The organism is Belnapia rosea, from assembly GCF_900101615.1.
Classification (GTDB): Bacteria; Pseudomonadota; Alphaproteobacteria; order Acetobacterales; family Acetobacteraceae; genus Belnapia; species Belnapia rosea.
In genome coordinates, this window is sequence record NZ_FMZX01000002.1 from 57,268 (window position 1) to 82,770 (window position 25,503).

Sequence of the window (25,503 nt, forward strand, 5' to 3'; positions counted from 1 at the left end):
AGCTCCCCCGACATGACGGCGACCGCGGAACCCGCGCCGCTCCACAAGCACCCCTACCACCTGGTCGATCCCTCGCCCTGGCCGCTGGCTGGCGCCTTCGCGGGCGGCGCCCTGGTGCTCGGCATCGTCCTGCTGGCGCATTACGGCATCCACTGGATGCTCTATCTCGGCGTCGCCAGCGTGCTGGCCACCATGTTCTTCTGGTGGCGCGACGTGATCCGCGAATCGCGGACCCCGGGCATGCATACCCCGGTCGTGCGGATCGGTCTGCGCTACGGGATGATGCTGTTCATCGCCTCCGAGGTGATGTTCTTCGTCGCCTTCTTCTGGGCCTATTTCCACTACGCCCTCTACCCGGACCACGTCTCCGGCGCGGTGGAGGCAATCTGGCCGCCCAAGGGCATCCTGACCTTCGACCCCTTCGGCCTGCCCTTCCTGAACACCATGATCCTGCTGCTCTCGGGCTGCACCGTCACCTGGGCGCACCACTCGCTGCTGCATAATGACCGGCGGGGCCTGATCGCCGGCCTCGCCATTACCGTCGCCCTCGGCCTCTCCTTCACCGCCTTCCAGGTGATCGAATATGCCGAGGCGCCGTTCAAGTTCACCGGCGGCGTCTACCCCTCGACCTTCTTCCTGGCGACCGGCTTCCACGGCTTCCATGTGATGGTCGGGACGATCTTCCTCTTCGTCTGCCTGATCCGCGCCATCAAGGGCCACTTCTCCGCCCAGCGCCATTTCGGCTTCGAGGCGGCGGCCTGGTACTGGCACTTCGTGGACGTGGTGTGGCTCTTCCTCTTCATCTGCATCTACCTGCTCGGTGCCGGCGAGATCGCTGAGCACTGATCCACCCGGCTTTCCCTCGGCAGGGCCGCTGTCCGCATCGCGGCAGCGGCCCTTTCCTTTTGGGCGCCCGCCCGGCCGCCCCATATCGGTGAGTGATGCGCCGCCTTCTCCTCCCCATCCTCGCCAGCCTGCCGGTCCTCGCCGCGCTGCTCGGCCTCGGCACCTGGCAGGTCCAGCGCCTGCACTGGAAGCAGGACATCCTCGCCCGCATCGCCGCCGCCGAGGCCGGCCCGGCCGTGCCGCTCGCCGGCCAGCCACCGCCCTACACCAAGGTCGTCGCCACCGGCCGCCTCGACCACGCGCGGGAGGCGCTGCTCGGCGTCGAGCTGCGCGGCACGACCCTCGGCGCGCATCTGGTGACGCCGCTGCTCCGCCCGGATGCGCCGCCGCTCCTGGTCGATCGCGGCTGGGTACCGATGGAGCGCAGCCAGGAGATCAGCCGGCCGGAGGGCGAGGTCGCCGTCACCGGCTATATCCGCCAGGCCGATACGCGAGACTGGAACAGCCCGCGCGACGACCCGGCCGGCCGCCGCTTCTACCTGTTCGACCCGGCCGCGCTCGGCGCCGCCCTCGGCCTGCCGCCGCCCGCCCCCTTCGGTCTCGTCGCCCTCGCCGCACCGGGCAGCCCGGCCGGGGCGCTGCCCGCCGCCGCCACCCGGCTGCCGCGGCCGGACAACCCGCATCTCGGCTATGCCATCACCTGGTACGGCCTGGCCGCTGCCCTGGTCGGCGTGCTGATCGCCTTCCTCCTCCGCCGCCGCAGGGAGCCCGCCGCATGAGCGCCTATGCCCGCCTCGCCGCCCGCTTCGCCCGCATCGCCACGCTCGGCGAGGCGAGCGCCATGCTGCACTGGGATGCCAGCGCCATCATGCCGCCCGGCGGCGGCGGCGCCCGCGGCGAGCAGCTGGCCGTCCTCGCCGGCCTCCGCCATGAGCTGCTGACCGCGCCGGAGGTCGCCGGCGACCTCGCCGAGGCCGGCGCCGAGGGCCGGTGGGAGAGCGCCAACCTCGCCCTCATGCACCGCGCCCATCGCCGCGCCACCGCGCTGCCTACCGCCCTGGTGGAGGCGACGGAGCGCGCCAATGCCGCCTGCGAGAAGGTCTGGCGCAACGCCAAGGCGCAATCCGACTTCGCCATGGTCCGCCCCCATCTGGAGGAGGTCGTCCGCCTGCAGCGCGAGACCGCCGCCGCCCTCTCCGCCGCGCTCGGCCTCAGCCCCTACGATGCGCTGATGGACAGCTACCAGCCCGGCATCGGTGCCGCGGATGTCGAGCCCGTCTTCGCCGCCTACGAGGCCTTCCTGGCCGAGGCCCTGCCGCAGGCGGAGGCGCTGCAGGCCGGGCGAGGGGCGCCCCAGCCGCTCGCGGGGCCCTTCCCGGTGGCGATCCAACGCGAGCTCTGCCGTGGCCTCTCCGCCCGGGTCGGCCTCGACTACAGCCATGCCCGGCTGGATGAGAGCCTGCACCCCTTCTGCGGCGGCACGCCGACCGATATCCGCATCACCACCTTCTATGCCGAGGAGGAGGTGGGCAAGGCGCTGATGGGCGTGCTGCACGAGACCGGCCACGCGCTCTACGAGGCCGGCCTGCCCGCCGCCTGGGCCCGCCAGCCGGTCGGCGAGGCCGCCGGCATGGCCGCGCATGAGAGCCAGAGCCTCATCATGGAGATGCAGGCCTGCCGGTCCGACGCCTTCCTCACCTTCCTCGGCGGCGAGCTGCACCGCGCCTTCGGCGGCGACCCGGCGCCCTATGCCCCGGCCAACCTGGCGAAGCTCTGGCGCCGGGTGTCGCGCGGCTTCATCCGGGTCGATGCGGATGAGCTGACCTACCCGGCCCATGTCATCCTGCGCTTCCGGCTGGAGCGCGCGATGATCGAGGGCGACCTTGCCGTCGCCGATCTGCCCGGTGCCTGGGCCGAGAGCTTCACCCGCCTGCTCGGCCTCGCCCCGCCCGATGACGCGCGCGGCTGCCTGCAGGACATCCACTGGCATGACGGCGCCTTCGGCTATTTCCCGAGCTATACCCTCGGCGCCATGGCCGCCGCCCAGCTGATGGGCGCCGCCCGCCGCGCCCTGCCGGACATGGACGCGGCGCTGGCCCTGGGCGACATGGCGCCGCTGCTTCGCTGGCTGCGGGCGAATGTGCATGCCCATGGCTCCCGCCTCGGCTTCCAGGACCTGCTGCGCGCCGCGACCGGCAAGCCGCTCGACCCGGAGGATTTCATGGCGCATCTGCGCGGGCGCTATCTTCAGTAACCTCGGCCCGGCTGGCAGAAGGGCGGGATGCACCGCAACCACGCCCTCGACAGCCTGCGCGGCCTCGCGGCCCTCGCCGTGGCGCTTGGCCATTGCGTGCTCACCGTCACCGGCCAGGCTGCCTGGGAGGCCCGGCTTGCCGACTTCCCCCGGCTCGATACGGCGACCATCCTGGCGCGCCTCGCCCATGTCGCCGCACCGAGCGATGCGGCGGTCATGCTCTTCTTCGCCCTCAGCGGCCATGTGCTCTGGCTGGCCTGCGCCCGGCATCCCGGTGGGCTGCTGGGCGGCCTGCCCGACTGGACGCTCGCCCGCCTCTACCGGCTTCTGCCCGTCGCCATGATGAGTGCCCTGCCGCTCGGCCTGCTCGCCGGGGCGGGGGCGGAGAGGCTGGTCGGCAACATGCTGCTGCTGCGCTACGACCTGAACGGCCCTGCCTGGTCCCTCCAGGTGGAGATGGTGGCGAGCCTCGGCCTCTTCCTCGTGCACCGGGCGGTGGGCGGGCGGGCAGGGGGGCTCGCCATCGCCCTCGCGCTTTCGGTCCTGGCGCTGCCGCTGCTGCGCGGCCCGCTGCCGATGGCGGTCTATTTCCCCGTCTTCCTTGCCGGCGCCTTGATCGGCGCCATGCCGCCCCTGCTGTGGCGTGGCCCGGCCCCGGCCCCGATCCTGGCCCTGGGGCTCGCCGCGCTGCTGCTGGGCAGCCTCCTTCTCGGCCATGGCGGCCCCGGCCGGGCGGCGGAGTCGCTCGGCGCCGTGCTGGTGGTGGCCTGGGTCGCCTGGCGGCGCCCCGCCTGGCTGCTGCGGCCGGCGCTGCTGTTCCTCGGCCGCATCAGCTACCCTTTCTATCTCTCCCACACCCTCGGCCTCGCCCTGGCCGCGCCGCTGGTGGCACGCGCGGGCGATATCGGCCCCGCCGCCCAGATTGGCCTCTTCGCCCTTCTCTCCCTCGCCATCGCCCTGCCGCTCGCCTGGCTGCTGCATGTCGCGGTGGAGGCGCCGCTGATGCGGGCCCGGCCGCGCCTGCCCGCGCCGCGGGTCGAACATATAGCTTCCTAGCTATCCCCGCCCGGTCTAGCCTGCGCCGATGCGGGACGGCTCAACCCTTGCGCATACCCAGTGGCGCCTCGGCCTGACCATCGCGCAGATTGCGCGGCGGTGGCGCGGGCGGCTCGACGCGCGCATCGCTGATTTCGGCCTTACCGAGGCGCGCTGGCTGGCGCTGCTCACCCTCTCCCGCTACGGCGACGGGCTGACCCAGAAGGATCTGGCCAACCGGCTGCTGATCGAGGGGCCGACCCTGGTCCGCACTCTGGATTGGCTGGAAGGCGAGGGGCTGGTGGAGCGCCGCAGCTCCGCCCAGGACCGCCGTGCCAAGACCCTGCACCTGACCGAACGCGCCGGCCCGCTCATCCAGCGCATCGAGGCCGCGGCGACCATCGTCCGCGCCGAGATCCTCGCCGACATCCCGGAGGACGACCTGGCCGCCTGCCTCGCCGTGCTGGAGCGCGTGGCGACCGGCCTCGCTACGCCCCCGGCCGGCGGCTGACACCCACCACCGCCTCGTTCCGCCGCAGCGGCGGCAGGGTCCAGGGCGGATCATAGAACCAGTCGAAGGCCTCGCCCCCGGCCTGCCACGGACCGGCGGCGAGCGCCGCCAGCAGCCTCGCCCGCGCGGCGGCCGCGGCCTCGGCATCCGGAACTCCGGGATAGCGCAGCACGGCAACCCGCTCGCCCGGCACGGTGCGGATGGTGACGCGTGCATCCTCCGGCACCGGCGCTGCCGCCGCGTCCGGGATATCGGCCGGCAGGAAGAAGCGGATCACCCATCCGCCCGGCGCCGCTGCCTGGCCGACCGGTGCGGTCATGGCGATCCGCTCCGGCGCCTAGGTGACGGAGGATTGGGCGACGGGGGCCGTCATGGCGATTCGCGCCTGCCCCCGGTTGCCGCCGAAGATGTAGCGGGCGAGGCGGCGGAACCCCTCCTGCCGCGCCGCCGCCTCGCCCTCGGCGGCAACCAGGGTCTCGGCCACGATGCGCGGCGCGTAGTCGCGGATCTCGACCTCGCCCATCCGCTCCACCAGGGTGAAGCGCGGCTCCTCCGTCCCCGACCTCACGCCGAAGACCGAGCAGGCGCCGAGCAGCAGTCCCGAAGCCAGGGAGAGCAGGCGGCCGAACATGGGCAGGATCCCCTCATCATGCCCTGGAAATAGGCGGCGCCACGGCGCGCGCCAGCGGCACCACTACTCCACCCGCAGCGCCGCCCCCGCCGCCAGCGGCGCCAGCGGCAGGGCGGCGGCCAGCAATGCGCCGAGCAGCAGGAGGTAGGGCCGCGCCGGGAGGCCCGCCGCCGCCGCCTCGATCCCGGCGGCGCCGAAGATGACGGCCGGGATCGCCAGCGGCAGCACCAGCAGCGGCAGCAGCACGCCGCCGCGCCGGGCGCCGAGCGTCAACGCCGCCCCCGCGGTGCCGAGCAGGGAGAGGAACCCCGTCGCCAGGCCGAGCGCCGCCATCGCCGCCGGCCAGGCCTCCGGCGCCAGGTTCAGCATGGCGCCGGCGATGGGCGTCGCCACCAGCAGCGGCAGCCCCGTCACCAGCCAATGCGCCAGCGCCTTGGCCAGCGCCACCGCCGCCGCGCCGAGGCCGGAGAGCAGCAGCTGGTCGAGCGTCCCGTCCTCGGCATCCGCCCCGAACAGCCGGTCGAGCGGCAGCAGCGCCGCCAGCAGGGCCGAGGCCAGCAGCGCCCCGGGCGCCAGCCGCGCCAGCGCCTCCGGCGCCGGGCCGATGCCGAAGGGGAAGAGCGCCGCGACAAGGACGAAGAACAGCACCGCCGCCAGCGAGTCGGCCGGATGCCGCAGCGCCAGCCGCAGCTCCCGCGCCAGCAGCGCGCCCCAGGCCCTCACAGCCGCAGCTCCCGCGCGCCGGGGAGGGGGAGGGGCAGGTGGGTCGCCGCCAGCACCATCCCGCCCGCCGCGCGATGCGCGGCCAGCAGCCCGCCCAGCCGCCCGATCGAGGCCGCATCCAGCCCGACCGTCGGCTCGTCCAGCAGCCAGAGCGGCGCCGGGCCGAGCGCCAGCCGCGCCAGCGCCAGCCGCCGCTTCTGCCCGGAGGAGAGCACCCGCGCCGGCAATTCGGCGAGCGGCAGCAGGCCGAGCGACTCGAGCGCCCCTTCCACCGCGCCGCCCCAGAGCCGGGCGAAGAAGGCCAGGTTCTCCCGCGCCGTCAGCGCCGGCTTCAGCGCATCGGCATGGGAGAGGTAGCGCAGCCGCGCGGCATGGGCCGCACGGTCGGCCAGCGCATCCTGTCCATCCCAGAGCAGCCGCCCCTCTGCCGGGGCCAGCAACCCTGCCAGCAACCGCAACAGCGTCGATTTCCCGGCGCCATTCTCGCCCACCAGCAACAGGGCGCCGCACGGCTCCAGGGTGAAGGACAGGCCCGCGAAGACCACCCGCTCACCCCGCGCGCAGGCCAGGTTTTCCGCTTGCAGCATGGCCAGTTGCGAATCCTTCTCATCTGGCCTTGACAACCGCGCGGGCCATGGACCAGCCCGCGGCAGCGTGGTTAAAACCGGCAGCCCCGCATCGCAGCATAGTCGATGCGGTTTAAGGAAAAAGGGCCCCCGGACCATGCGCATGATCGGGCAGGACAGCCTGAAAACCCGCCGCACCCTCGAGGTGGACGGCAAGACCTACCATTACTTCAGCCTGCCCGAGGCGGCCCGCTCGATCGGCGACATCGCGCGCCTGCCCTACAGCCTGAAGGTGCTGCTCGAGAACATCCTCCGCTACGAGGATGGCCGCAGCTACACGGTGGATGACGCCAAGTCGATCGCCGGCTGGCTCCCCTCCGGCCATTCCGACAAGGAAGTTCCGTTCCGCCCCTCGCGCATCCTGATGCAGGATTTCACCGGCGTCCCCGCGGTGGTGGATCTCGCCGCGATGCGCGACGGCATCATCGCCCTCGGTGGCGACCCGCGGAAGGTGAACCCGCTCGTCCCCGTCGACCTCGTCATCGACCACTCGGTCATGGTGGATGTCTCCGGCACGCCGCAGGCGCTGCAGCGAAATGTCGACATCGAGTTCCAGCGCAACGGCGAGCGCTACGAGTTCCTCCGCTGGGGCCAGGCCGCCTTCGACAATTTCCGCGTCGTCCCGCCCGGCACCGGCATCTGCCACCAGGTGAATCTCGAATACCTCGCCCAGGTCGCCTGGACCTCGCAGGATATCGGCGACACCTATGTCTATCCCGACAGCTGCTACGGCACCGACAGCCACACGACGATGGTCAACGGCCTCGGCGTGCTCGGCTGGGGCGTCGGCGGCATCGAGGCGGAGGCGGCCATGCTCGGCCAGCCGATCGCCATGCTCATCCCGGATGTCATCGGCTTCAAGCTGACCGGCAAGCTGCGCGAGGGCGTCACCGCGACCGACCTCGTGCTGACCGTGACGCAGATGCTCCGCAAGAAGGGCGTCGTCGGCAAGTTCGTCGAGTTCTTCGGCCCCGGCCTCGACGATCTGCCGCTCGCCGACCGCGCCACCATCGGCAACATGGCCCCGGAATACGGCGCGACCTGCGGCTTCTTCCCGGTCGATGCGGTGACCATCGGCTATCTCCGCCTTTCGGGGCGCGAGGAGCACCGGATCAAGCTGGTCGAGGCCTATGCCAAGGCCCAGGGCATGTGGCGCGACAGCAGCTCGCCCGACCCGGTCTTCACCGACACGCTCGAGCTCGACATGGCGACGGTCGAGCCCTCGCTCGCCGGGCCGAAGCGGCCGCAGGACCGCGTGGCGCTGTCCAACGCCGCGACGAGCTTCGCCAAGGATCTCGCCGCCGGCACCATGGGCGTGCCGGGTGACGAGGCGACGAAGCGCGTGCCGGTCGAGGGCGCCAACTACGATCTCGGCCATGGCGATGTCGTCATCGCCGCGATCACCAGCTGCACCAACACCTCGAACCCCTATGTGATGGTCGCCGCCGGCCTCGTCGCCCGCAAGGCGCGCGAGAAGGGCCTGGCGCCGAAGCCCTGGGTGAAGACCTCGCTCGCCCCGGGCAGCCAGGTGGTCACCGAGTATTTCGAGAAGTCCGGCCTGCAGGCGGATCTCGACGCCATCGGCTTCCAGACCGTCGGCTATGGCTGCACCACCTGCATCGGCAACTCCGGCCCGCTGCCGGACCCGATCGTGGACGCCATCGAGAACAACAAGCTGGTCGCCGCCTCGGTGCTGTCGGGCAACCGCAACTTCGAGGGCCGCGTGCATGCCAATGTGCGCGCCAACTACCTGGCCTCGCCGCCGCTCGTCGTCGCCTATGCGCTGGCCGGCACCATCACCAAGGACATCACCAAGGAGCCGATCGGCACCGGCAGCGATGGCCAGCCGGTCTACCTCAAGGACATCTGGCCGACGCAGAAGGAGGTGAACGACACCGTCCATGCCTGCGTGACGCGCGAGATGTTCCAGGGGCGCTACGGCGACGTGTTCAAGGGCCCGGAGCAGTGGCAGGCCATCCGCGTCGATGCGGACAGCGACACCTATCGCTGGAACAGCGGCTCCACCTACGTGCAGAACCCGCCCTATTTCGAGGGCATGTCGGCCGACATCAAGCCGGTGACCTCGGTCCATGGCGCGCGGGTGCTGGCCGAGTTGGCCGACAGCATCACCACCGACCACATCTCGCCCGCGGGCAACATCCGCAAGGCGAGCCCGGCCGGCGAGTATCTGGTGGAGCACCAGGTCCGGCAGGACGACTTCAACAGCTACGGCGCCCGCCGCGGCAACCATGAGGTCATGATGCGGGGCACCTTCGCCAATATCCGCATCAAGAACGAGATGGTCCCCGGCACCGAGGGCGGCATCAGCAAGCACTACCCCTCGGGCGATGTCGCGCCGATCTACAACGTGGCGATGCGCTACAAGGCCGAGGGCGTGCCGCTGGTGGTCTTCGGCGGCAAGGAATACGGCACCGGCTCCTCGCGCGACTGGGCGGCGAAGGGCACCTTCCTGCTCGGCGTGAAGGCCGTCATCGCCGAGAGCTTCGAGCGCATCCACCGCTCGAACCTGGTCGGCATGGGCGTCCTCCCGCTCGTCTTCATGAATGGCGAGGACCGCAAGTCCCTCGGCATCCAGGGCGACGAGGTGATCGACATCCTCGGCCTCGAGCAGCTCTCGCCGCGCCAGACGCTGGAGCTGGTCATCCGCCGCGCCGACGGCACCGAGACCCGCACCAAGGTCCTCAGCCGCATCGATACCGCAGATGAGGTCGAGTACTACAAGAACGGCGGCATCCTGCACTACGTGCTGCGCGGGATGGCGAAGGCGGCCTAAGCCTCGCTTCGCAAGGCCGAGAGGGAAGGGGGCGCGGTCCGCGGGGGCCGCGCCCTTTTCCTTGCGCGGATGCGGGCCTAGCCTTTCGCCGCGCGGCCCGCAGAGGCCGCAGGAGGAACGCCATGACCGAGACCAAAGCCACGCGCCGCACCATGCTGGCCGCCGCTGGCAGCCTGCTCGCCGCCCCGGCCCTCGCCCAGACCGTCCCCTATTCCGCCGGCACGGAGAAGCCCAAGCTCCAGGCTCCGCCCAACGCGACCGACTGCCACTTCCACATCTACGACGACAAATACCCGCCCGCGCCCGGCGGCCTGCCCGCGCCCAACGCCTCGCCCGACGACTACCGCGCGCTCCAGCGCCGCATCGGCACCACGCGCGGCGTCGTTGTCCAGCCCTCGCTCTACGGCACCGACAACCGGCCGACGCTGGAGGGGATGGCCGCGCTCGGCCCGAATTTCCGCGGTGTTGCCGTCGTCAACGACAAGGTCGAGGATGCCGAGCTTGCCCGCCTGCATGCCGCCGGTATCCGCGGCATCCGCTTCAACCTGGCGCAGGCCGGCGCCACGACGCCCAAGATGATGGAGCCGCTGGCCCGCCGCATCAAACCGATGGGCTGGCACATCCAGATCAACGCCCCGGCATCGGTCATCATGGCCCAGCGGGAGCTGTTCCAGCGCATCGACGCCACCCTGGTCTTTGACCACCTCGCCCATGTCCCGCAGCCTGCCGGCACGAGCGACCCGACCTTCGCCTTCGTCAAGTCGTTGCTGGAAAAGGGCAATGTCTGGATGAAGCTGTCCGGCGCCTATGCCGACACCAGGTCCGGCCCGCCCGCCTATGCCGACAGCAGCGCCGTGGCCCGCGCCTTCGCCCAGATCGCGCCCGACAGGATGGTCTGGGGCAGCGACTGGCCGCACCCGACCGAGAAGCCCGACAACAAGCCGGACGACGCCGTCCTCTTCGACCTGCTCGCCGGCTGGGTGCCGGACGCGGCGGTGCGCCAACGCGTCCTCGTCGACAACCCGGCCCGGCTCTACGACTTCCCACGCTCTTGAACGAAAAAAGGGAGCCTCACGGCTCCCTTCCTTCGCGCCTTCCGCGGCTTTGCCGCGGAAGGATGCCGAAACGCTGCTCGCCAGGCACCCTTAACGGGGCCCCCGCGGCAACGCGCAGCGTTGTCGTGGGGATTTAGCGGTCGTCCATCGCCGCGCCGATCTCGGCGCGCAGCTCGTCCTCGAGGCTCGGCTCCTCCTCGCGGGTGATCTCCTCGCCGCGGGCCTGGCGCTCGGCCTCCTCGAGGCTGCGGGCGACGTTCACCGTCACCGGGATATGCACCTCCGGGTGCAGCTCGACGCGCACCTTGGTGAGCCCCAGCGTCTTGATCGGCTGCTCCAGCAGCACCTGGCTGCGCGAGACGGTGAGGCCACCCTCCTTGCAGAGATCGGCGATGTCGCGCGCCGAGACGCTGCCATAGAGGCCGCCGCTCTCGCCCGCCTGACGGATGATGGTGACGGTGAGGCCGTCCATCCGCTCGGCCACGCGCTCGGCCTCCTCGCGGCGCTTCAGGTTCTGCGCCTCGAGCTGGGCGCGCTGCGACTCGAACTTCTCCAGGTTGGACTTGTTCGCGCGGATCGCCTTGCCGAGGGGCAGGAGGAAGTTGCGGGCGTAGCCCGGCTTCACCTTCACCACCTCGCCCATCTGGCCGAGCTTCTCGACCCGCTGCATCAGGATGATTTCGATCATGGGTAACGTCTCTCGTCAGCTGTTGCGCGGCGCCTGGCGCCGCCGGATTTGGTCGTAGAGGCCGAGGCCGACGAGGCCGGGGCCCATGATTTGCAGGAAGAGCAGCAGCAGCAGGTAGAAGCCCGCCAGCATCAGCCCCCCGCCGCGACGCCCGCGCAGCCGCGCATGCACGCCGGCGCAGCCCTGCAGGAAGAGCGGCACCAGCAGCATCAGCAGGGCGGAGAGCGCGATGGCATCTCCATCCTCCGGCGCCGCCAGGAAGAAGCCCGCGGCGATGGCCGGCAGTGGCAGGTACCAGCCTGGCAGCCGCACCGCGCTCCAGGGCAGGGGCGGCACGGCCAGCAGCCCGCGCCGCGCCAGGAAGCGCTCCGCCCCCGCCGCATTGCCGAGCAGGGCGAGGCTGGCCCAGAAGCCGATCGCTGCCGCCTTCACCCGCACCAGCTCCGCCACCAGCATCTCCTGCGCCGGCAGGCCGAGCCGAGCGAGGGCGATCTCCACGGCACGGCGCATCGCCGGCTCCAGCCCGCCATCATCGGCGAGGAAGAGCGCGGCGCCGAGCAACACCGAGAGCGGCCAGAGCCCGAGCAGCGCCAGCGGCAGGGAGAGGCTGACGCCTCCGTCCCGCAACGCCGCCAGCAACAGCAGGGGCACCGGCAGGCCAAAGAGCATCAGGAAGACCAGCAGCGGCAGGCCGCCGCCGACCAGCGCGATCAGCAGGGTCGCCAGCAGCGAGGCCACCACCGCGCTGCCCACGCCGAAGCCGAGGCCCGCCGCAAAGAGCGGGAAGGGCGCCAGCCAGAACAGCATGGTCCCGCCGGGCAGGCCACGGAAGGCCCACATGGCGCCGACCACGGCGGCCAGGGCCGCTGCGACCGATGCCATGAGTGCTGTGCTACCCTGGCCAGATGGTGCTGTCGCCGTCACCGTCGCCACGCCTCACTACCCCGGGCCCCGCCTGCCTCAGTCGTTGATGACGTAGGGCAGAAGGGCGAGGAACCGGGCGCGCTTGATGGCATTGGCCAGCTCGCGCTGCTTCTTCGCGGAGACCGCGGTGATACGGCTCGGCACGATCTTGCCGCGCTCAGAGAGGAAGCGGCTCAGCAGGCGCACGTCCTTGTAGTCGATCTTCGGCGCGTTCGGGCCGGAGAAGGGGCAGGACTTGCGGCGCCGGTAGAAGGGCCGGCGGGCACCGACGGCCGGGCGGCGCGCGGCCGGCGTCATGTCGGAAGCGGGGATCTCGTCGGACATGGTTTACTCCTCGCCGCCCATGGAGGGATCGGCCATCTCGTCACGCGGGCGGGCACGGAATTCCTCGCGCTCGTCACCGCGCTCGCGGCGGCCGCTGCTGAAGCGGCCCGGCGGACGGGGGCCACGGAAGCCACGGTCGCGCTCACGCTCCTCGCCGCGGCGGGTCAGGATGGCGGAGGGCGCCTCGTCGATCGCCTCGACGCGCAGGGTCATGACGCGCAGCACGTCCTCGTTGAGGCCCAGCTGGCGCTCCGCTTCCTGCATCGCTGCCGGGACGGCGTCGATGCCGAGGAGCATGTAATGCCCCTTGCGGTTCTTCTTGATGCGGTAGGCGAGGCCACGGAGGCCCCAGTATTCCCGCTTCTTCACCTCGCCGCCCTGTTCGGCGACGATGGTGGCGACCAGCTCGGCGATCGTCTCGACCTGCTGCTGCGTGACGTCGTTGCGTGCGATGAACACGCTTTCATATAGCGGCATATATACCCCTCTGGCTGTCTCAGCCCGAGGCGACAGGCGGGATGCCGGGCGCACAAATGGGCATAGCCGCGCGCGATGCCTCCGCGGCGGCAGGGAAGCGGGGCGTAAAGCACGCCGCCCCGCCATAAGCAAGGGCTGACTTACCCCTTCTGCACGCCCCAGAAGGTGGGGAAGCCTTTCGCCACCCCGGTGATGTTCGTCCGGTAGGCCGTCGGCTGGATGTACTGGCCGAGCGGGATGCTGGGCACGTCCCGCATCGCCTGCACCTGCATCTCGCGGCAGGCGGCCTGCTGGCCGGCCAGGTCCGGCGCGGCGAACCAGGCGTCGCGCAGCTGCTCCAGCCGCTCGCTCACGCACCAGCCGGGCCAGGCCCCGGTTTCGGCGCCATTGCCGCGGATGGCGTAGTGGCTCGCCGGGTCCATGTGGTCGGCGCCCTCCCAGCTGGTGTTGAGGCAGCTCCAGCCGCCCTGCGCCACCGGGCCACGGTTGTTGCGCCGCTGCAGCATGGTGCCCCAGTCTGTTGCGATATAGTCGACATTCAGGCCGATCTTGCCCATCGCATCCGCCGCCACCTCGCCGATGGCTTTGAGGTGGGAGTAGTCGGTGGCGACCAGCATGGCGACCTTCTCACCGTTGTAGCCGGCCTGCTGCAGCAGGCGCCGCGCTTTCCCGTAGTCGCGCGGCCCCTTCAGCGGCTCGAGCCCGGCCTCGCTCGCCATCGGCGTGCCCGGGCAGAAGATGCCGTGCGGCAGGTTGTAGGAGGCCGGGTTGTCGCCGACGATCGCCTGCATGAAGGAGGCCTGGTCGAAGGCATGCAGCAGCGCCTGCCGCGCCTCCGGCTTGTCGAAGGGCGGCTGCAGGTGGTTCGGCCGCATCATGCAGACGGTGCCCGTCGGGTTCGTCACCTCGATGCGGATGCGCCGGTCGCGCTGCAGCAGCGGCATCAGGTCGTGGGTCGGGTTCTCCCACCAGTCCTGCTCGGCACGCTGGATCGCCGCCACCTTGGTCGCCGCATCGGGGATGGTGGTCCACTCCACGCGGTCGAGAAGCACCACCTTCGGCCCGGCATTCCAGCTCATCCGCGCGCCCTCGCGCGGCACGTACTGCTCGAATTTGGCATAGACGTTGCGCGAGCCGGCCACCCGCTCATCGGCCAGGAAGCGGAAGGGCCCGCTGCCCACCATCTCGGTGATCTGCTTGAAGGGGTCGGTATTGGCCAGCCGCTCCGGCATCATCGCCGGCATGGGCGAGCTCACCTTGCCGAGCGTCTCCGGCAGCAGCGGGAAGGGGCGGGAGAGGCGGAAGCGGATGGTCCGGTCATCCGGCGCCGAGAGCTCCTCCGTCGCCGCCATCAGCGCCCCGCCCAGCGCATCCCGCTTGGCCCAGCGGCGGATGCTGGCGACGCAGTCCCGCGCCAGCACCCGCTCGCCATCATGCCAGAGCAGGCCCTGCCGCAGCGTCAGCGTCCAGAGCCTGCCGTCATTCTCGACGACATGCCCCTCCACCATCTGCGGCGAGGCCTTGAAGCTGCTGTCCTGCCCGTAGAGCGTGTCGAAGACCATGTGCCCATGGCCGCGCGTGACATAGGCCGTGGTCCAGTGCGGATCGAGGAAGGCGAGGTCGATCTGCGGCAGGAATTTCAGCACGCGCGAGCCCTGCGCGGCCGCAAGGCGCGGCATGGCGAGCGGCGCGCCGAGGCTGGCGGCGCCGGCCAGCAGGCTGCGTCGGTTCAGGCGGATATCCATGGCTCTGTGCCCCTTGGCGGTGGCGTGCGGCCCGGCGTCGTTCCCCGGCCGGAGGCTAGGCCATCGCGGCCAGGAGTGGAACGAGGGAGGGCGAGGAAATTCCGGTGCCGCCCCGCTATGGCGGCGGCGCCCGGCGCCAGGCCGCGTGGAGGGTCAGGCCGTTCGGCGTGCGCGGGTTGCTGAACGCGAGCTCGGTCGCAGTCAGCCGGTTGATGATCCGCCGCTGCGGGGCATCGCCCAGCAGATTCGCATAGGTGCTGCCCTCAAGCCGCAGCCAGAGGGAACGGCCGGCCTCATCGACGGTATAGGTCCCGTAATAGGCAATGGAATCCCGGACGACAGCCATGGCCTCCTCGGGCGTCGCCCGGGCACGGTCGTTCGCCGCCAGGCGCGGCAGTTCGGCCCGCGACTGGAACAGGCTGAAATGGCCGTCGCGGGCGAACATCATGACACCCTTCGGGTTCGGGCCGAAGGGCTCGCCCCGGGTGCCGTCCTCCCGCTGGCTTGTCGCCGAGACCAGGGTCCAGGTGCCGAGGATCCCATCGCCGAGCGTTGCCGCCTGCGCCGCGGCGCGCCTCCCTGGCAGGCAGGACAAGGCCAGCATCATCGCCCCGGGCAGGGCCAGGCCGGTCCGGCGAAACATGCAATCCTCCTTCCAGGAACTCCGCATCGCGCCCCAGGGCGGGATCCGTGCGGTCTCGTCCAGCAGACCAGGGCTGACAAACATCCCCCATCCGCATTATGCAGCGCGGCCAATTCCTCTTGAGCCGGAACGGTGAACCGCCCTTGCAACGCCTCCCCAGACTCTCCCTCCTCCTGCTGCTCACCGCCTGCGGTCCCGACTACTCTCCGGACACCTACGCCACGCGCGCCGTCCAGCAGGCCAACAAGGTGGAGCAGGGGATGGTCGTCGGCCGGCGCGAGGTGAGCGTCACCGCCGAGGGCAGCACCGGCGCCGCGACCGGTGCCGCCGCCGGCGGCGTGCTCGGGGCGCAGACGCCGGGCGGCGGCATCGGCTCGGCGCTGGGCGGCGTCGGCGGCGCGCTGATCGGCGGCCTCATCGGCACCACCGCCGAGCATGTGGCGGGCGACACCAAGGCCTTTGAATATGTCGTCCGCACCGGCAAGAGCGAGCTGATCTCGGTGACGCAGCGCGACCAGACGCCGCTCGTCGTCGGCCAGCGCGTGCTGGTCATCACCGGCAACCAGGCCCGCATCGTCCCCGACTACACGACGGAGCCGCCGGCGAGCCCGGCCGCCGCCGCCGCCCAGGGCCCCATCCCGGGGACCACGCCACCCCCCGCCCAGCCCGTCGCCCCCACCACCACACCCTCCGCCACGGGCGTCGGCATGCCCCCTGCGCCGGCGCCGCCCGTGGTGGTCCCGCCGCCCCCGCCACCCGGCGGTGAGGCCCCCGCCGCGCCGCCCCAGGCCGGGCTCCCCCCCGGCACCTCGGCGGCGGTGCAGAATGCCCTTGGCTATCAGCTGCCTCCGGTCGCCGAGAGCGTCGCCCGCAGCGCCGCCGCCCCCTGACCCCATCGGCCGGGCGATTGACACCGCCCGGGCTGCCCGCTAGGGCCGCCCGCCAAACCCGCTGAGGAACCGTCCATGGCAATGGCCTTCGTCTTCCCTGGCCAGGGCAGCCAGGCCCCCGGTATGGGCCGCGACCTGGCCGCCGCCTTCCCCGCCGCCCGCGAAGTGTTCCAGGAAGTGGACGAGGCGCTGAAGCAGCACCTCTCCCGCCTGATGTTCGAGGGCCCGGCCGAGGAGCTCACCCTCACCGCCAATGCCCAGCCGGCGCTGATGGCGCATTCCGTCGCCGTGCTCCGCGTGCTGCAGGGGGAGGGGGGCTTCGAGCTCCCGGCCCGGGTCGCCCTGGTCGCCGGCCATTCGCTCGGCGAGTACAGCGCGCTCACCGCCGCCGGGGCCTTCGACCTGGCCACCGCCGCCCGCCTGCTCCGCCTCCGGGGCGAGGCCATGCAGCGGGCGACGCCGCCCGGCACCGGCGCCATGGCCGCGCTGCTCGGCGCCGAGCTCGCCCAGGCCCAGGCCATCTGCGACGCCGCGAAGGCCGACCCGGAGACCGGGGCGGAGGAGGTGGTCGAGATCGCCAACGACAATGGCGGCGGCCAGGTGGTGATCTCCGGCGCCAAGCCGGCGGTCGAGCGCGCCATCGCCGCCGCCCCCGGCCTTGGGGTGAAGCGCGCCCTGCCGCTGCCGGTCTCGGCGCCCTTCCATTGCGCGCTGATGGCGCCGGCCGCCGATGCCATGGCGCAGGCGCTGGCCGAGGCCCGCATCACCGCGCCCCTCGTCCCCCTCATCGCCAATGTCACCGCCGCCAAGGCGACCGACCCGGCAGAGATCCGCCGCCTGCTGGTCGAGCAGGTGACGGCGACCGTCCGCTGGCGCGACTGCGTCGCCACCATGGCGGCGATGGGCTGCGACCGCTTCGTCGAGCTTGGCGCCGGCCGCGTCCTCACCGGCCTCATGAAGCGCAACGCGCCGGAGGCCACCGCCTCCGCCATCGGCAGCCCGGCCGAGGTCGAGGCCTTCCTCAAGACCCTCTGACGGCGCCCGGAGCCGGCCCGCGGCCCTAACCCTTGATCGGAGCCCATCCATGTTCGACCTGACCGGCCGCGTCGCCCTCGTCACCGGCGCGACGGGCGGCATCGGCGCCGCCACCGCCCGTGCCCTCCATGCCCGCGGCGCCAAACTGGCCCTCACCGGCCGCCGCGCCGCCGAGCTCGAGGCCCTGGCGGCCGAGCTGGGCGGGGAGGCGGTGCTGGTCGCCCCCGCCGACCTGGCCGACCCGGCGGCGCCCGCCGCGCTGGTCGAGCAGGTGGAGGGCAAGCTCGGCAGCCTCGACATCCTGGTGAACAATGCCGGCTTCACCCGCGACATGCTGGCGCTGCGCATGGGCGATGCCGACTGGGCCGCGGTGCTCGATGTGGACCTCACCGCCCCCTTCCGCCTCGCCCGCGCGGCGCTGCGGGGGATGATGAAGCGCCGGCATGGCCGCATCGTCTCCATCGCCTCGATCGTCGGCGTCACCGGCAATGCCGGCCAGGCCAATTACGCGGCGGCCAAGGCCGGGCTGATCGGCATGAGCAAGTCGCTGGCGCAGGAGGTGGCGACGCGCGGCGTGACGGTGAACGTCGTTGCCCCGGGCTTCGTGAAGACGGCGATGACCGATGCGCTGCCCGAGGCCGCCCGCACCAAGCTGCTCGAGCGCATCCCCGCCGGCCGCATGGGCACGCCGGAGGATATCGGTGCCGCCGTCGTCTACCTCGCCAGCGCCGAGGCTGCCTGGGTCACCGGCCAGACGCTGCACGTCAATGGCGGCATGGCGATGATCTAGCGCCCAGGGCGCCGCCCCCGCGGCGCCCCGGATGCAGGGCGGCACGCTGCCTCCCATCGCTTTTTGTTGCACCATCGCCGCCGCAACCCGAGACTGCCCTGGCCGCTTCAGCCCCAGCAGCCCGAGGCAGCCATGGTGCGCTTGGTCCAGCCGCGATTCGCCCCTGATTCCCTGGTCGGCCCCTGGCCGGAAGGTCCCTGGTGGCTGTTCGGCGCCGCGGCGCTGGCGGCCCCCTTCGCCGTGCTCGGCCAGGGGGCCGACCTGCACCTTGCCGTGGTGGCCTGCCTCGCCTGCCTGGCCTCGCCCCCGGCGGCGATCGAGGCGGTGCTCGGCGTCGCGCGCCTCGCCCAATTGGCTGCCCCGCCGCGCTGAAGCAGGCCGCTTTGCTGCGCTGCGGCATCCGCTTCGGCCACCGCAAAGGCGCCAAAGGGACTTGCCAGCGCCGCCAACACCGCCTACGCCCCCCTCCGGGTTCCGAGTTGCCACCCACCCGCCCCAGGCTGGCGCCAGCGTGGCGTGCCGGGATTCCGGGCATGGGCCGGCAACCATTGGGGCATGGCTGCTGAACTGGAGATTGGCACGCGATGAGCGAGACCGCCGAGAAGGTTAAGAAGATCGTCGTCGAGCACCTCGGCGTGGATGAGGCCAAGGTGACCGAGGACGCCTCCTTCATTGACGACCTGGGCGCCGACAGCCTCGACACCGTCGAGCTGGTCATGGCCTTCGAGGAGGCCTTCGGCGTCGAGATCCCGGACGACGCGGCCGAGAAGATCACGACTGTGAAGGACGCCATCGCCTATATCGACGGGCAGAAGGGCTAAGGCCCGATTGACCTAAGGAGAGGTTGAGCGTGTTCGCACAGAGTGCCGCGCCGCGGCGGGTTGTCGTCACCGGCATGGGGATCGCGTGCCCGCTCGGCCTCGGCGTCGAGCGGGTCTGGAAGCGCCTGGTCGAGGGCGAAAGCGGCATCGCCGCCATCCAGTCCTTCGACGTGAAGGACCTGCCGGCCAAGATCGCCGGCCAGGTTCCGGTCGGGGCGAAGGCCGAGGGCAAGCTCGACCTCGCCGAATGGATCCCGGTCAAGGACCAGAAGAAGATGGACCGCTTCATCCAGCTCGCCGTCGTGGCGGCGGTGGAAGCGGTCGAGGATTCCGGCTGGATGCCGGAGGACGAGGAGAGCCGCTGCGCCACCGGCGTGATGATCGGCTCCGGCATCGGCGGCCTCACCACCATCTATGAGAGCTCGCAGCTCATCGCCCAGGGCAAGCACAAGCGGGTCTCGCCCTTCTTCATCCCGAGCGCGCTGATCAACCTCGCCTCCGGCCATGTCTCCATTCGCTACGGCTTCAAGGGGCCGAACCATGCGGTGGTCACGGCCTGCGCGACGGGCGTGCACGCCCTCGGCGACGCCGCCCGGCTGATCGCCTTCGGCGATGCCGATGTCATGGTCGCCGGCGGGGCCGAGGCCGCGGTCAGCGAGATCGGCATGGCCGGCTTCTGCGCCTCCCGTGCCCTCTCCACCGGCTATAACGACACGCCCGCCGAGGCCTCCCGCCCCTGGGACGAGGGCCGCGACGGCTTCGTCATGGGCGAGGGCGCCGGCGTCGTCGTGCTCGAGGAGTACGAGCACGCCAAGCGGCGCGGCGCGAAGATCTATGCCGAGGTCATCGGCTACGGCATGTCGGGCGACGCCCACCACATCACCGCCCCTTCCGATACCGGCGACGGCGCCTACCGCTCCATGCGCTCCGCGCTGAAGAGCGCCGGCGTCACGCCGGGCGAGGTGCAGTACGTCAATGCCCACGGCACCTCGACGCCGCTCGGCGACGACCTGGAACTCGGCGCGGTGGAACGCCTCTGGGGCGATGACGGCAAGACGCTCGCCATGTCCTCGACCAAGTCGGCGATCGGCCACCTGCTGGGCGCCGCCGGCGCGGTGGAGGGTATCTTCTCGATCCTCGCCATCCGCGACGGCGTGGCCCCGCCGACGCTGAACCTCGAGAAGGCCTCGAAGGAGAGCCCGATCGACCGCGTCGCCAAGGTGGCGCAGGAGCGGAAGATCGATGTGGCGCTGTCGAACAGCTTCGGCTTCGGCGGCACCAACGCCAGCATCGTCTTCCGCGCGGCGCCCTGAGGCGGTTCCTCCGCTTTGCCGGGGCGGCGCTCGCCGCCCTGGCCCTGCTGGCCGCGGCGGGCGCGGGCTGGGCCTTCCATCTCTACCGCGCCCCTGGCCCGCTGGTTGAGCAGGCCCAGCTCGTCATCCCCCGGGGCGGGACGGAGGCCATCGCCGCCGCCCTCGACCGGGCCGGCGTCATCACCGATCCGCGCCTCTTCGCCCTGGCCGCGCTGGCGACGCGGGGCGAGGGGCCGATCCGCGCGGCCGAATTCGCCTTCCCGCCCGGCGCCTCGATGGAGCAGGTGCTCGGCATCCTGCGCACGGGCCGGCCGGTGCAGCGTCGCCTGACCATTCCCGAAGGCCTGACCTCCCGGCAGATCGCCGCCCTCCTCGCGCGCGCCGAGGGGCTGACCGGCGAGGCCCCGACCCTCGCCGAGGGCGCCGTCCTGCCGGAAACCTACGCCTATGCCTGGGGCGAGAGCCGCGCCGCCCTGCTGCGCCGTGCCGAGGCGGCGATGGAGCGGGCGCTGGCCGAGGCCTGGGCGGACCGCGCGCCCAACCTTCCCCTGGCGACGCCGCGCGAGGCGCTGGTCCTCGCCAGCATCGTCGAGCGCGAGACGGCGGTGCCGGAGGAGCGCCCCCGCATCGCCGCCGTCTTCCTCAACCGGCTCCGCGCCGGCATGGCACTGCAGTCCGACCCGACCGTCGCCTATGCCGCCGCCGACGGCGCGCCGCTCGACCGTCCGCTTAGCCGGGCGGATCTGGACCGCGACCACCCCTTCAACACCTATCGCGTGAAGGGCCTCACGCCCGCCCCGATCGCGGCGCCCGGCCTCGCCGCGCTGCGCGCCGTCACCCGTCCGGCCACGACCGAGGATCTCTACTTCGTCGCCGATGGCAGCGGCGGCCACGCCTTCGCTCGGACGCTCGAGGAGCACAACCGCAACGTCGCCCGCTGGCGCGAGGTCGAGCGCCGCCGCGCGGAGGCCGCGCCCGCGCGCTGAGCCGCCGGGCCAGGCTCAGTCGATCACATCGCCCACGGCATGGATCGGCGCGCCGAGCGGCTTGCCCACCACCGGCACCACCGAAAGCACGTCGCCGGTCACCCGGAAGGGCAGCGCCACCAGGCCGCAGCCGGAGAGCGACAGGGCGGCCAGCAGCAACATCATGATCCGCATGGGTCTCAGTCCTCCAGTCATTGGCCGCCCGAACGCCCCGGCGCCGCCCGCCGTTCATCCCGGCCCATCATCCGGGGACGATCAGCCCGTCCTCCATCCGCACCACCCGGTCGCAGCGCCCGGCCAGCACCGGGTCATGGGTGATGAGCAGCAGCGTGGTGCCGAGCCGCGCCCGCAGGCCGAAGAGCAGGTCCATCACCTGCCCCCCCGTGCCACGGTCGAGATTGCCGGTGGGCTCGTCGGCCAGCAGCAGGGGCGGCTCGGCGACCGTCGCCCGGGCCAACGCCACGCGCTGCTGCTCGCCGCCCGACAGCTCGCCCGGGTAGTGCCCGAGGCGATGGCCGAGCCCGACCTCGCGCAGCGCCTCGGTGGCGCGGGCGAAGGCATCCCGCCTTCCGGCGAATTCCAGCGGCACGGCGACATTCTCGAGCGCCGTCATGGTCGGGATCAGGTGGAAGGCCTGGAACACGATTCCGATGGTCTCGCGGCGGAAGCGCGCCAGCGCATCCTCGTCCATTCCGGCCAGCACCCGGCCGGCGACGGTCAGGCTGCCCGAACTGGCCCGCTCCAGCCCCGCCAGCAGCATCAGCAGAGAGGTCTTGCCCGAGCCGGAGGGGCCGACCAGCCCCACCACCTCGCCCTTCCCGATGCTGAGATCGACCCCGCGTAGAATGTTGACCGCACCGGCCGCCCCCGCCACCCTGAAGGTCAGTTCCCTGGCGCTGATGAGCGATTCGTCCGTTGATCGGTCGTCCAGGGGTCGGGAGTGGCTTGTGATGGTGTCCATGGTGCCATGCGGGTTCCGGGATACCAGGCGATATGGGCGCAGAGGCGCGATTGGCCTAGCTCTATCGGGTATCGGAGTATTGCAGGTGCGGGCCGCGGAGCCGATCCGCCTCCTCGCGCTGGGCGACAGCCTCACCGCCGGCTATGGCCTGCCGCCGGGCGAGGGCTTCGTGCCCCGCCTGCAGGCGGCGCTCACCGCCCGCGGGCGCCAGGTCCGCATGCTCGATGCCGGGGTGTCGGGCGATACCACGGCGGGCGGCCTCGCCCGGCTGGACTGGGCAATGGCGGACCAGCCACAGGCCGCGATCGTCGAGCTTGGCGGCAATGACGGGCTGCGCGGCCTGCCGCCGGCCGAGACGCGCCGCAACCTCGCTGCCATCCTCGACCGGCTCGCCGCGCGGCGCATCCCGGTGCTGCTCACCGGCATGCTCGCCCCGCCCAATCTCGGCGCCGACTACGGCCGGGAATTCGCCGCTGTCTTCCACGATCTGGCGCGGGAGCGCCCGGACGTCATCTTCGACCCCTTCTTCCTAGAGGGCATCGCCGGCGACGCGGCTTTGAACCAGGTGGACGGCATCCATCCCAACCCACGTGGCGTAGAGCGACTGGTCGCCCGCATCCTGCCCGCGGTCGAGGCCCTGTTGGACCGAGTTCCCTCCGGCTGAGGAGTGTTCCCCGATGATCCGCCTCTTCGTCGCCCTGGCCCTGCCGCCCGCCATCAAGGACCAGCTCGCGGAGCTTTCAGGCGGCATCCCCGGCGCCCGCTGGGTGCCGCCCGAGAATTACCACCTCACCCTCCGCTTCATCGGCGAGGTGGAATCCTGGCAGGCGCAGGACGTGGACGATGCCCTGGCCAATATCCGCGCCCGGCCCTTCGAACTCTCGCTCCGCGGCCTTGGCACCTTCGAGAAGGCGGGGCGGATCAGCGCCCTCTGGGTCGGCGTCGAGAAGACCGAGGCGCTGGCCTTCCTCCAGGCCAAGGTCGAGACCGCCCTGCAGCGCGTCGGGCTGGAGCCGGAGCGCAAGCGCTTCGCCCCGCATGTGACGCTCGCCCGCACCGACCGCGCCCCGCCCGACAAGCTGATCGAGTTCGTCCAGGCGCATAACCTGTTCCGTGCCCCGCCCGTGCCGATCGAGAGCTTCACCCTCTATTCCAGCCTGCTCGGCAAGGAGCAGGCCTTCTATGTGCCCGAGGTGGAATACGCCCTGGCCGCCTGATCGACTTTTCCCGGCGTCCTGGCTAGGGTTCGGCCGGTGACACGCCGGCTGCCCTTCCTGTTGCTCTGCGCCCTGCTGCTGCAGGCGGTGCTCGCGCCGGCCCATTGCCTGGTGATGGCCGACCGCTCCGTCGCCATCGAGATCTGCACGGCGGATGGCCTCCGCACCATCCACCAGCAGCCCGATGGCACGCCCGCCGAGCCCGACCATGCCGGCGCCTGCCTCGCCTGCCATGCCCTGCCGGCCGGCGCCGCGCTCGACCCGCCCCTGCTGCCGGCCCCGGCCTGGACGCGCCTCGCCGCGCAGCCGAGGCCTGCCACGCCCGCCACCATGCCTCCGGGCATCCGCGGCCCGCCGGGCGGCGCCCGAGCACCTCCAAGCCTCTCCTGATCCGCTGCCCGCGGCCGGTCCCGGCCGCGCCTGCCCCGTCCCGGAGAGTTCCCATGCGCCCTACCGCCCTGGCGGCAGCCCTGATGGCCGCCGTCGCCCCCGCTGCCTTCGCCCCCGCCGCCTTCGCCCATGTCACCCTTGACCCGCCGCAGGCCGCGGCCGGCGCCTATCTGCGCGCCACCCTCCGCGTGCCGCATGGCTGCGCCGGCGCCGCGACGGAGCGCATCGCCCTCCGCCTGCCCGAGACTATCCTCGCCGCCCGCCCCATGCCGAAGCCTGGCTGGCGCCTGACCATCACCCGCCGCGCGCTGGAGGTGCCGGTGCCGAACGGGCATGGCGGCACCATCACCGAAGCAGTGAGCGAGATCACCTGGGAGGGCGGCCCGCTGCCCGACGAGCAGTATGACGAGTTCACCGTCATGCTCCGCACCCCCGAGGCTCCCGGCACGACGCTGCACCTGCCCGTCATCCAGGGCTGCGGCGGCGGCGCCACCGCCGCCTGGGTGGCCATCCCCGCCGCCGGGCAGCACCCTGCCGCCGGCACACTGCCCGCCCCCACCCTCCGCCTGCTGCCGGCCCCGCCGCATGCGGGCCATCATTGAGATGAGGACCCCGACCATGACCCCGACGCGCCGCGCCCTGCTCGCCCTCGCCCTGCTCGCCCCCCTCCCGGCCTTCGCTCATGGCGCGACGGTCGGCGACATCGCGGTGACCCAGCCCTGGTCCCGCGCCGCGGGCGCCAACGGCACCGGGGCCGGCTTCCTCACCATCCGCAACGGCGGCAGCCAGCCTGACCGGCTGCTCTCCGCCGCCTCGCCCATCGCCCGCAGCGTCGAGCTGCACAGCCATGTGCGCGAGGGCGATGTCATGCGGATGCGGCCGGTGGAGGGCATCCCCCTCCCGCCCGGCGCCACTGTCACCCTCCAGCCCGGCGGCCTGCATGTCATGCTGATCGGCCTGAAGGAGCCGCTGAGCCAGGGCGGCGAGGTGCCACTCACCCTCCGCTTCGAGCGCGCGGGGGAGGTGCAGGTGATGCTGCATGTCGGCGCCGCCGGCGCCCGCGGGCCGATGCACCACTGATGCGGCGGCCGGCCTGCCGCCTCCTGGCCCTCGCCGCGCTGCTGGCGCCGGGCCTTGCCGCGGCGCAGCCGGCGCTCCGCCCCGGCATCGGCGAGACCGATCCCCGCCGCCCCGTCGCCCTGGCCGAGGCGCCCTGGCGCGCCCTCGGCCGCGTTCAGCTCGAGATCGGCGGCCGCTGCACCGGCGCGCTGATCGGCCTCCGCCAGGTGCTGACGGCGGCGCATTGCCTTGTCGCCCCGCGCAGCCGCGCCCTGGTGCAGCCCGGCACCATCCATGTGCTGCTCGGCTATGACCGCGGCACGGCGCTCGGCCATGCCCGCGTGGTTGCCTACCGCATCGGCCCGGGCTTCGACCCGGCGCGGGGTGGCCCGGCGCCGGCGGATTGGGCCATCCTCACCCTGGATGCCCCGCTCGGCCTGCCCGACCGCGTGCTGCCGCTGCTGGCCACGCCGCCATCGCCGCGCACGCCGCTGATGCTCGGCGGCTACCAGCGCGACCGGCCGGAGGTGCTGCTCGCCGATACCGGCTGCCGGCTGCTCGGCCTCTCCGCCGCCGGCCCCGCCGCGATGCTGCTGCATGACTGCGCCGGCACCCGCGGCGTCAGCGGCGCGCCCCTGCTGGCGCGTGGGCCGGATGGCGGCTGGGCCGTCGCCGGCATCGCCTCGCGCAGCGCCCCCTCGGCAGCGCTCGGTGCCGCCGTCCCCGCCACCGCGGTCGCCGCAATGCTGGCGGCGGGCGAGTAGC

30 protein-coding genes and 1 pseudogene are annotated in these 25,503 nt (G+C 72.3%); 20 read left to right on the forward strand and 11 right to left on the reverse strand.

Annotated features, from left to right (window positions below):
- Positions 1 to 12: 12 nt before the first annotated feature.
- From BLR02_RS06395 to BLR02_RS06415, 5 genes are all read left to right on the forward strand, one after another.
- On the forward strand, positions 13 to 846 hold the full coding sequence (locus BLR02_RS06395; RefSeq protein WP_245704651.1) for a cytochrome c oxidase subunit 3: 834 nt from the start codon (positions 13 to 15) through the stop codon (positions 844 to 846).
- Positions 847 to 941: 95 nt separating this feature from the next.
- On the forward strand, positions 942 to 1,625 hold the full coding sequence (locus BLR02_RS06400; RefSeq protein WP_090564850.1) for an SURF1 family protein: 684 nt from the start codon (positions 942 to 944) through the stop codon (positions 1,623 to 1,625).
- The gene (locus BLR02_RS06405; RefSeq protein ID WP_090661729.1) at positions 1,622 to 3,100 is read left to right on the forward strand and encodes a carboxypeptidase M32; all 1,479 of its coding nucleotides are present in this window, start codon (positions 1,622 to 1,624) and stop codon (positions 3,098 to 3,100) included. The genes BLR02_RS06400 and BLR02_RS06405 overlap by 4 nt, the downstream gene beginning before the upstream one ends.
- A 27-nt stretch (positions 3,101 to 3,127) precedes the next feature.
- Positions 3,128 to 4,156, forward strand: a complete 1,029-nt coding sequence (locus BLR02_RS06410) for an acyltransferase family protein (protein WP_090661733.1) — start codon at positions 3,128 to 3,130, stop codon at positions 4,154 to 4,156.
- Positions 4,157 to 4,184: 28 nt separating this feature from the next.
- Positions 4,185 to 4,646, forward strand: coding sequence for a MarR family transcriptional regulator (locus BLR02_RS06415; RefSeq protein ID WP_090564844.1), 462 nt, complete (start codon positions 4,185 to 4,187; stop codon positions 4,644 to 4,646).
- On the opposite strand, the pseudogene BLR02_RS31055 reads toward BLR02_RS06415, so the two are convergent.
- The 3 genes and pseudogenes from BLR02_RS31055 to ccmA all read right to left on the reverse strand — a co-directional run bounded on the left by BLR02_RS31055 (position 4,624) and on the right by ccmA (position 6,587).
- Positions 4,624 to 5,277 (reverse strand): annotated as a pseudogene (locus tag BLR02_RS31055) (SOUL family heme-binding protein). The gene BLR02_RS06415 and the pseudogene BLR02_RS31055 overlap by 23 nt on opposite strands.
- Before the next feature lie 63 nt (positions 5,278 to 5,340).
- Positions 5,341 to 6,000 carry a heme exporter protein CcmB gene (ccmB, locus tag BLR02_RS06425; protein ID WP_090661737.1) on the reverse strand — a complete coding sequence of 220 codons (660 nt, stop codon included), beginning with the start codon at positions 5,998 to 6,000 and terminating at the stop codon, positions 5,341 to 5,343.
- Positions 5,997 to 6,587 carry a heme ABC exporter ATP-binding protein CcmA gene (ccmA, locus tag BLR02_RS06430; protein ID WP_090661740.1) on the reverse strand — a complete coding sequence of 197 codons (591 nt, stop codon included), beginning with the start codon at positions 6,585 to 6,587 and terminating at the stop codon, positions 5,997 to 5,999. The genes ccmB and ccmA overlap by 4 nt, the downstream gene beginning before the upstream one ends.
- A 136-nt stretch (positions 6,588 to 6,723) precedes the next feature.
- On the opposite strand from ccmA, the gene acnA reads away from it, so the two are divergent.
- Both acnA and BLR02_RS06440 read left to right on the forward strand, forming a co-directional pair.
- Complete coding sequence (gene acnA, locus BLR02_RS06435; RefSeq protein ID WP_090661743.1) at positions 6,724 to 9,420, forward strand: aconitate hydratase AcnA; 2,697 nt, start codon at positions 6,724 to 6,726, stop codon at positions 9,418 to 9,420.
- Positions 9,421 to 9,542: 122 nt separating this feature from the next.
- Positions 9,543 to 10,475, forward strand: coding sequence for an amidohydrolase family protein (locus tag BLR02_RS06440; protein ID WP_090661746.1), 933 nt, complete (start codon positions 9,543 to 9,545; stop codon positions 10,473 to 10,475).
- A 133-nt stretch (positions 10,476 to 10,608) separates the two neighbouring features.
- Here BLR02_RS06440 and rplI read toward each other — a convergent pair whose 3' ends face one another.
- The 6 genes from rplI to BLR02_RS06470 form a co-directional block, all read right to left on the reverse strand.
- Complete coding sequence (rplI, locus tag BLR02_RS06445) at positions 10,609 to 11,163, reverse strand: 50S ribosomal protein L9 (RefSeq protein ID WP_090564829.1); 555 nt, start codon at positions 11,161 to 11,163, stop codon at positions 10,609 to 10,611.
- A gap of 15 nt (positions 11,164 to 11,178) precedes the next feature.
- A complete protein-coding gene (locus BLR02_RS06450) occupies positions 11,179 to 12,045 on the reverse strand; it encodes a hypothetical protein (RefSeq protein ID WP_090661750.1) in 867 nt (288 codons plus the stop codon).
- A 78-nt stretch (positions 12,046 to 12,123) separates the two neighbouring features.
- Entirely contained in the window at positions 12,124 to 12,411 is a 288-nt protein-coding gene (gene rpsR, locus BLR02_RS06455) for a 30S ribosomal protein S18 (protein WP_043362479.1), read from the reverse strand.
- Between the two features lie 3 nt (positions 12,412 to 12,414).
- Positions 12,415 to 12,888, reverse strand: coding sequence for a 30S ribosomal protein S6 (rpsF, locus tag BLR02_RS06460; protein ID WP_090564826.1), 474 nt, complete (start codon positions 12,886 to 12,888; stop codon positions 12,415 to 12,417).
- A gap of 140 nt (positions 12,889 to 13,028) precedes the next feature.
- Positions 13,029 to 14,621, reverse strand: a complete 1,593-nt coding sequence (locus tag BLR02_RS06465; RefSeq protein WP_176849451.1) for an ABC transporter substrate-binding protein — start codon at positions 14,619 to 14,621, stop codon at positions 13,029 to 13,031.
- A 127-nt stretch (positions 14,622 to 14,748) separates the two neighbouring features.
- Positions 14,749 to 15,276 carry a lipocalin-like domain-containing protein gene (locus tag BLR02_RS06470; protein WP_176849406.1) on the reverse strand — a complete coding sequence of 176 codons (528 nt, stop codon included), beginning with the start codon at positions 15,274 to 15,276 and terminating at the stop codon, positions 14,749 to 14,751.
- Between the two features lie 143 nt (positions 15,277 to 15,419).
- Between BLR02_RS06470 and BLR02_RS06475 the strand changes: the two genes are divergently transcribed.
- The 7 genes from BLR02_RS06475 (at position 15,420) to mltG (ending at position 21,111) form a co-directional block, all read left to right on the forward strand.
- Entirely contained in the window at positions 15,420 to 16,166 is a 747-nt protein-coding gene (locus tag BLR02_RS06475) for a hypothetical protein (RefSeq protein ID WP_143018051.1), read from the forward strand.
- Positions 16,167 to 16,241: 75 nt separating this feature from the next.
- Positions 16,242 to 17,201 (forward strand): ACP S-malonyltransferase, encoded by a 960-nt coding sequence (fabD, locus tag BLR02_RS06480; RefSeq protein ID WP_090661761.1) that lies wholly within the window; start codon positions 16,242 to 16,244, stop codon positions 17,199 to 17,201.
- Positions 17,202 to 17,250: 49 nt separating this feature from the next.
- On the forward strand, positions 17,251 to 17,991 hold the full coding sequence (fabG, locus tag BLR02_RS06485) for a 3-oxoacyl-[acyl-carrier-protein] reductase (RefSeq protein WP_090661763.1): 741 nt from the start codon (positions 17,251 to 17,253) through the stop codon (positions 17,989 to 17,991).
- 132 nt (positions 17,992 to 18,123) lie between these two features.
- Positions 18,124 to 18,363 (forward strand): hypothetical protein, encoded by a 240-nt coding sequence (locus tag BLR02_RS06490; protein ID WP_090661766.1) that lies wholly within the window; start codon positions 18,124 to 18,126, stop codon positions 18,361 to 18,363.
- A gap of 212 nt (positions 18,364 to 18,575) precedes the next feature.
- Positions 18,576 to 18,812: an acyl carrier protein gene (locus BLR02_RS06495; RefSeq protein WP_043338033.1), complete on the forward strand. Its 237-nt coding sequence runs from the start codon at positions 18,576 to 18,578 to the stop codon at positions 18,810 to 18,812.
- Positions 18,813 to 18,841: 29 nt separating this feature from the next.
- The gene (gene fabF / locus BLR02_RS06500; RefSeq protein ID WP_281201031.1) at positions 18,842 to 20,125 is read left to right on the forward strand and encodes a beta-ketoacyl-ACP synthase II; all 1,284 of its coding nucleotides are present in this window, start codon (positions 18,842 to 18,844) and stop codon (positions 20,123 to 20,125) included.
- A gap of 125 nt (positions 20,126 to 20,250) precedes the next feature.
- Positions 20,251 to 21,111, forward strand: a complete 861-nt coding sequence (gene mltG / locus BLR02_RS06505) for an endolytic transglycosylase MltG (RefSeq protein WP_281201033.1) — start codon at positions 20,251 to 20,253, stop codon at positions 21,109 to 21,111.
- 15 nt (positions 21,112 to 21,126) lie between these two features.
- On the opposite strand, the gene BLR02_RS28450 is transcribed toward mltG, so the two are convergent.
- Together BLR02_RS28450 and BLR02_RS06510 are read right to left on the reverse strand one after the other, a co-directional pair.
- A complete protein-coding gene (locus tag BLR02_RS28450) occupies positions 21,127 to 21,285 on the reverse strand; it encodes a DUF6726 family protein (RefSeq protein WP_143018052.1) in 159 nt (52 codons plus the stop codon).
- Between the two features lie 67 nt (positions 21,286 to 21,352).
- Entirely contained in the window at positions 21,353 to 22,072 is a 720-nt protein-coding gene (locus tag BLR02_RS06510) for an ABC transporter ATP-binding protein (protein ID WP_090564814.1), read from the reverse strand.
- An 85-nt stretch (positions 22,073 to 22,157) separates the two neighbouring features.
- Between BLR02_RS06510 and BLR02_RS06515 the strand changes: the two genes are divergently transcribed.
- From BLR02_RS06515 to BLR02_RS06540, 6 genes are read left to right on the forward strand one after another with little or no spacing between them, the layout of a single operon-like run.
- Entirely contained in the window at positions 22,158 to 22,736 is a 579-nt protein-coding gene (locus BLR02_RS06515; protein WP_342670562.1) for an arylesterase, read from the forward strand.
- A 13-nt stretch (positions 22,737 to 22,749) separates the two neighbouring features.
- A complete protein-coding gene (thpR, locus tag BLR02_RS06520) occupies positions 22,750 to 23,289 on the forward strand; it encodes an RNA 2',3'-cyclic phosphodiesterase (RefSeq protein WP_090564810.1) in 540 nt (179 codons plus the stop codon).
- Positions 23,290 to 23,325: 36 nt separating this feature from the next.
- Complete coding sequence (locus BLR02_RS06525) at positions 23,326 to 23,679, forward strand: DUF2946 family protein (RefSeq protein WP_176849408.1); 354 nt, start codon at positions 23,326 to 23,328, stop codon at positions 23,677 to 23,679.
- Positions 23,680 to 23,732: 53 nt separating this feature from the next.
- Positions 23,733 to 24,281 (forward strand): YcnI family protein, encoded by a 549-nt coding sequence (locus BLR02_RS06530; RefSeq protein ID WP_090661773.1) that lies wholly within the window; start codon positions 23,733 to 23,735, stop codon positions 24,279 to 24,281.
- Between the two features lies 1 nt (position 24,282).
- A complete protein-coding gene (locus BLR02_RS06535) occupies positions 24,283 to 24,759 on the forward strand; it encodes a copper chaperone PCu(A)C (protein WP_245704654.1) in 477 nt (158 codons plus the stop codon).
- Positions 24,759 to 25,502: a trypsin-like serine peptidase gene (locus BLR02_RS06540; RefSeq protein ID WP_090661776.1), complete on the forward strand. Its 744-nt coding sequence runs from the start codon at positions 24,759 to 24,761 to the stop codon at positions 25,500 to 25,502. The genes BLR02_RS06535 and BLR02_RS06540 overlap by 1 nt, the downstream gene beginning before the upstream one ends.
- Position 25,503 lies beyond the last annotated feature (1 nt).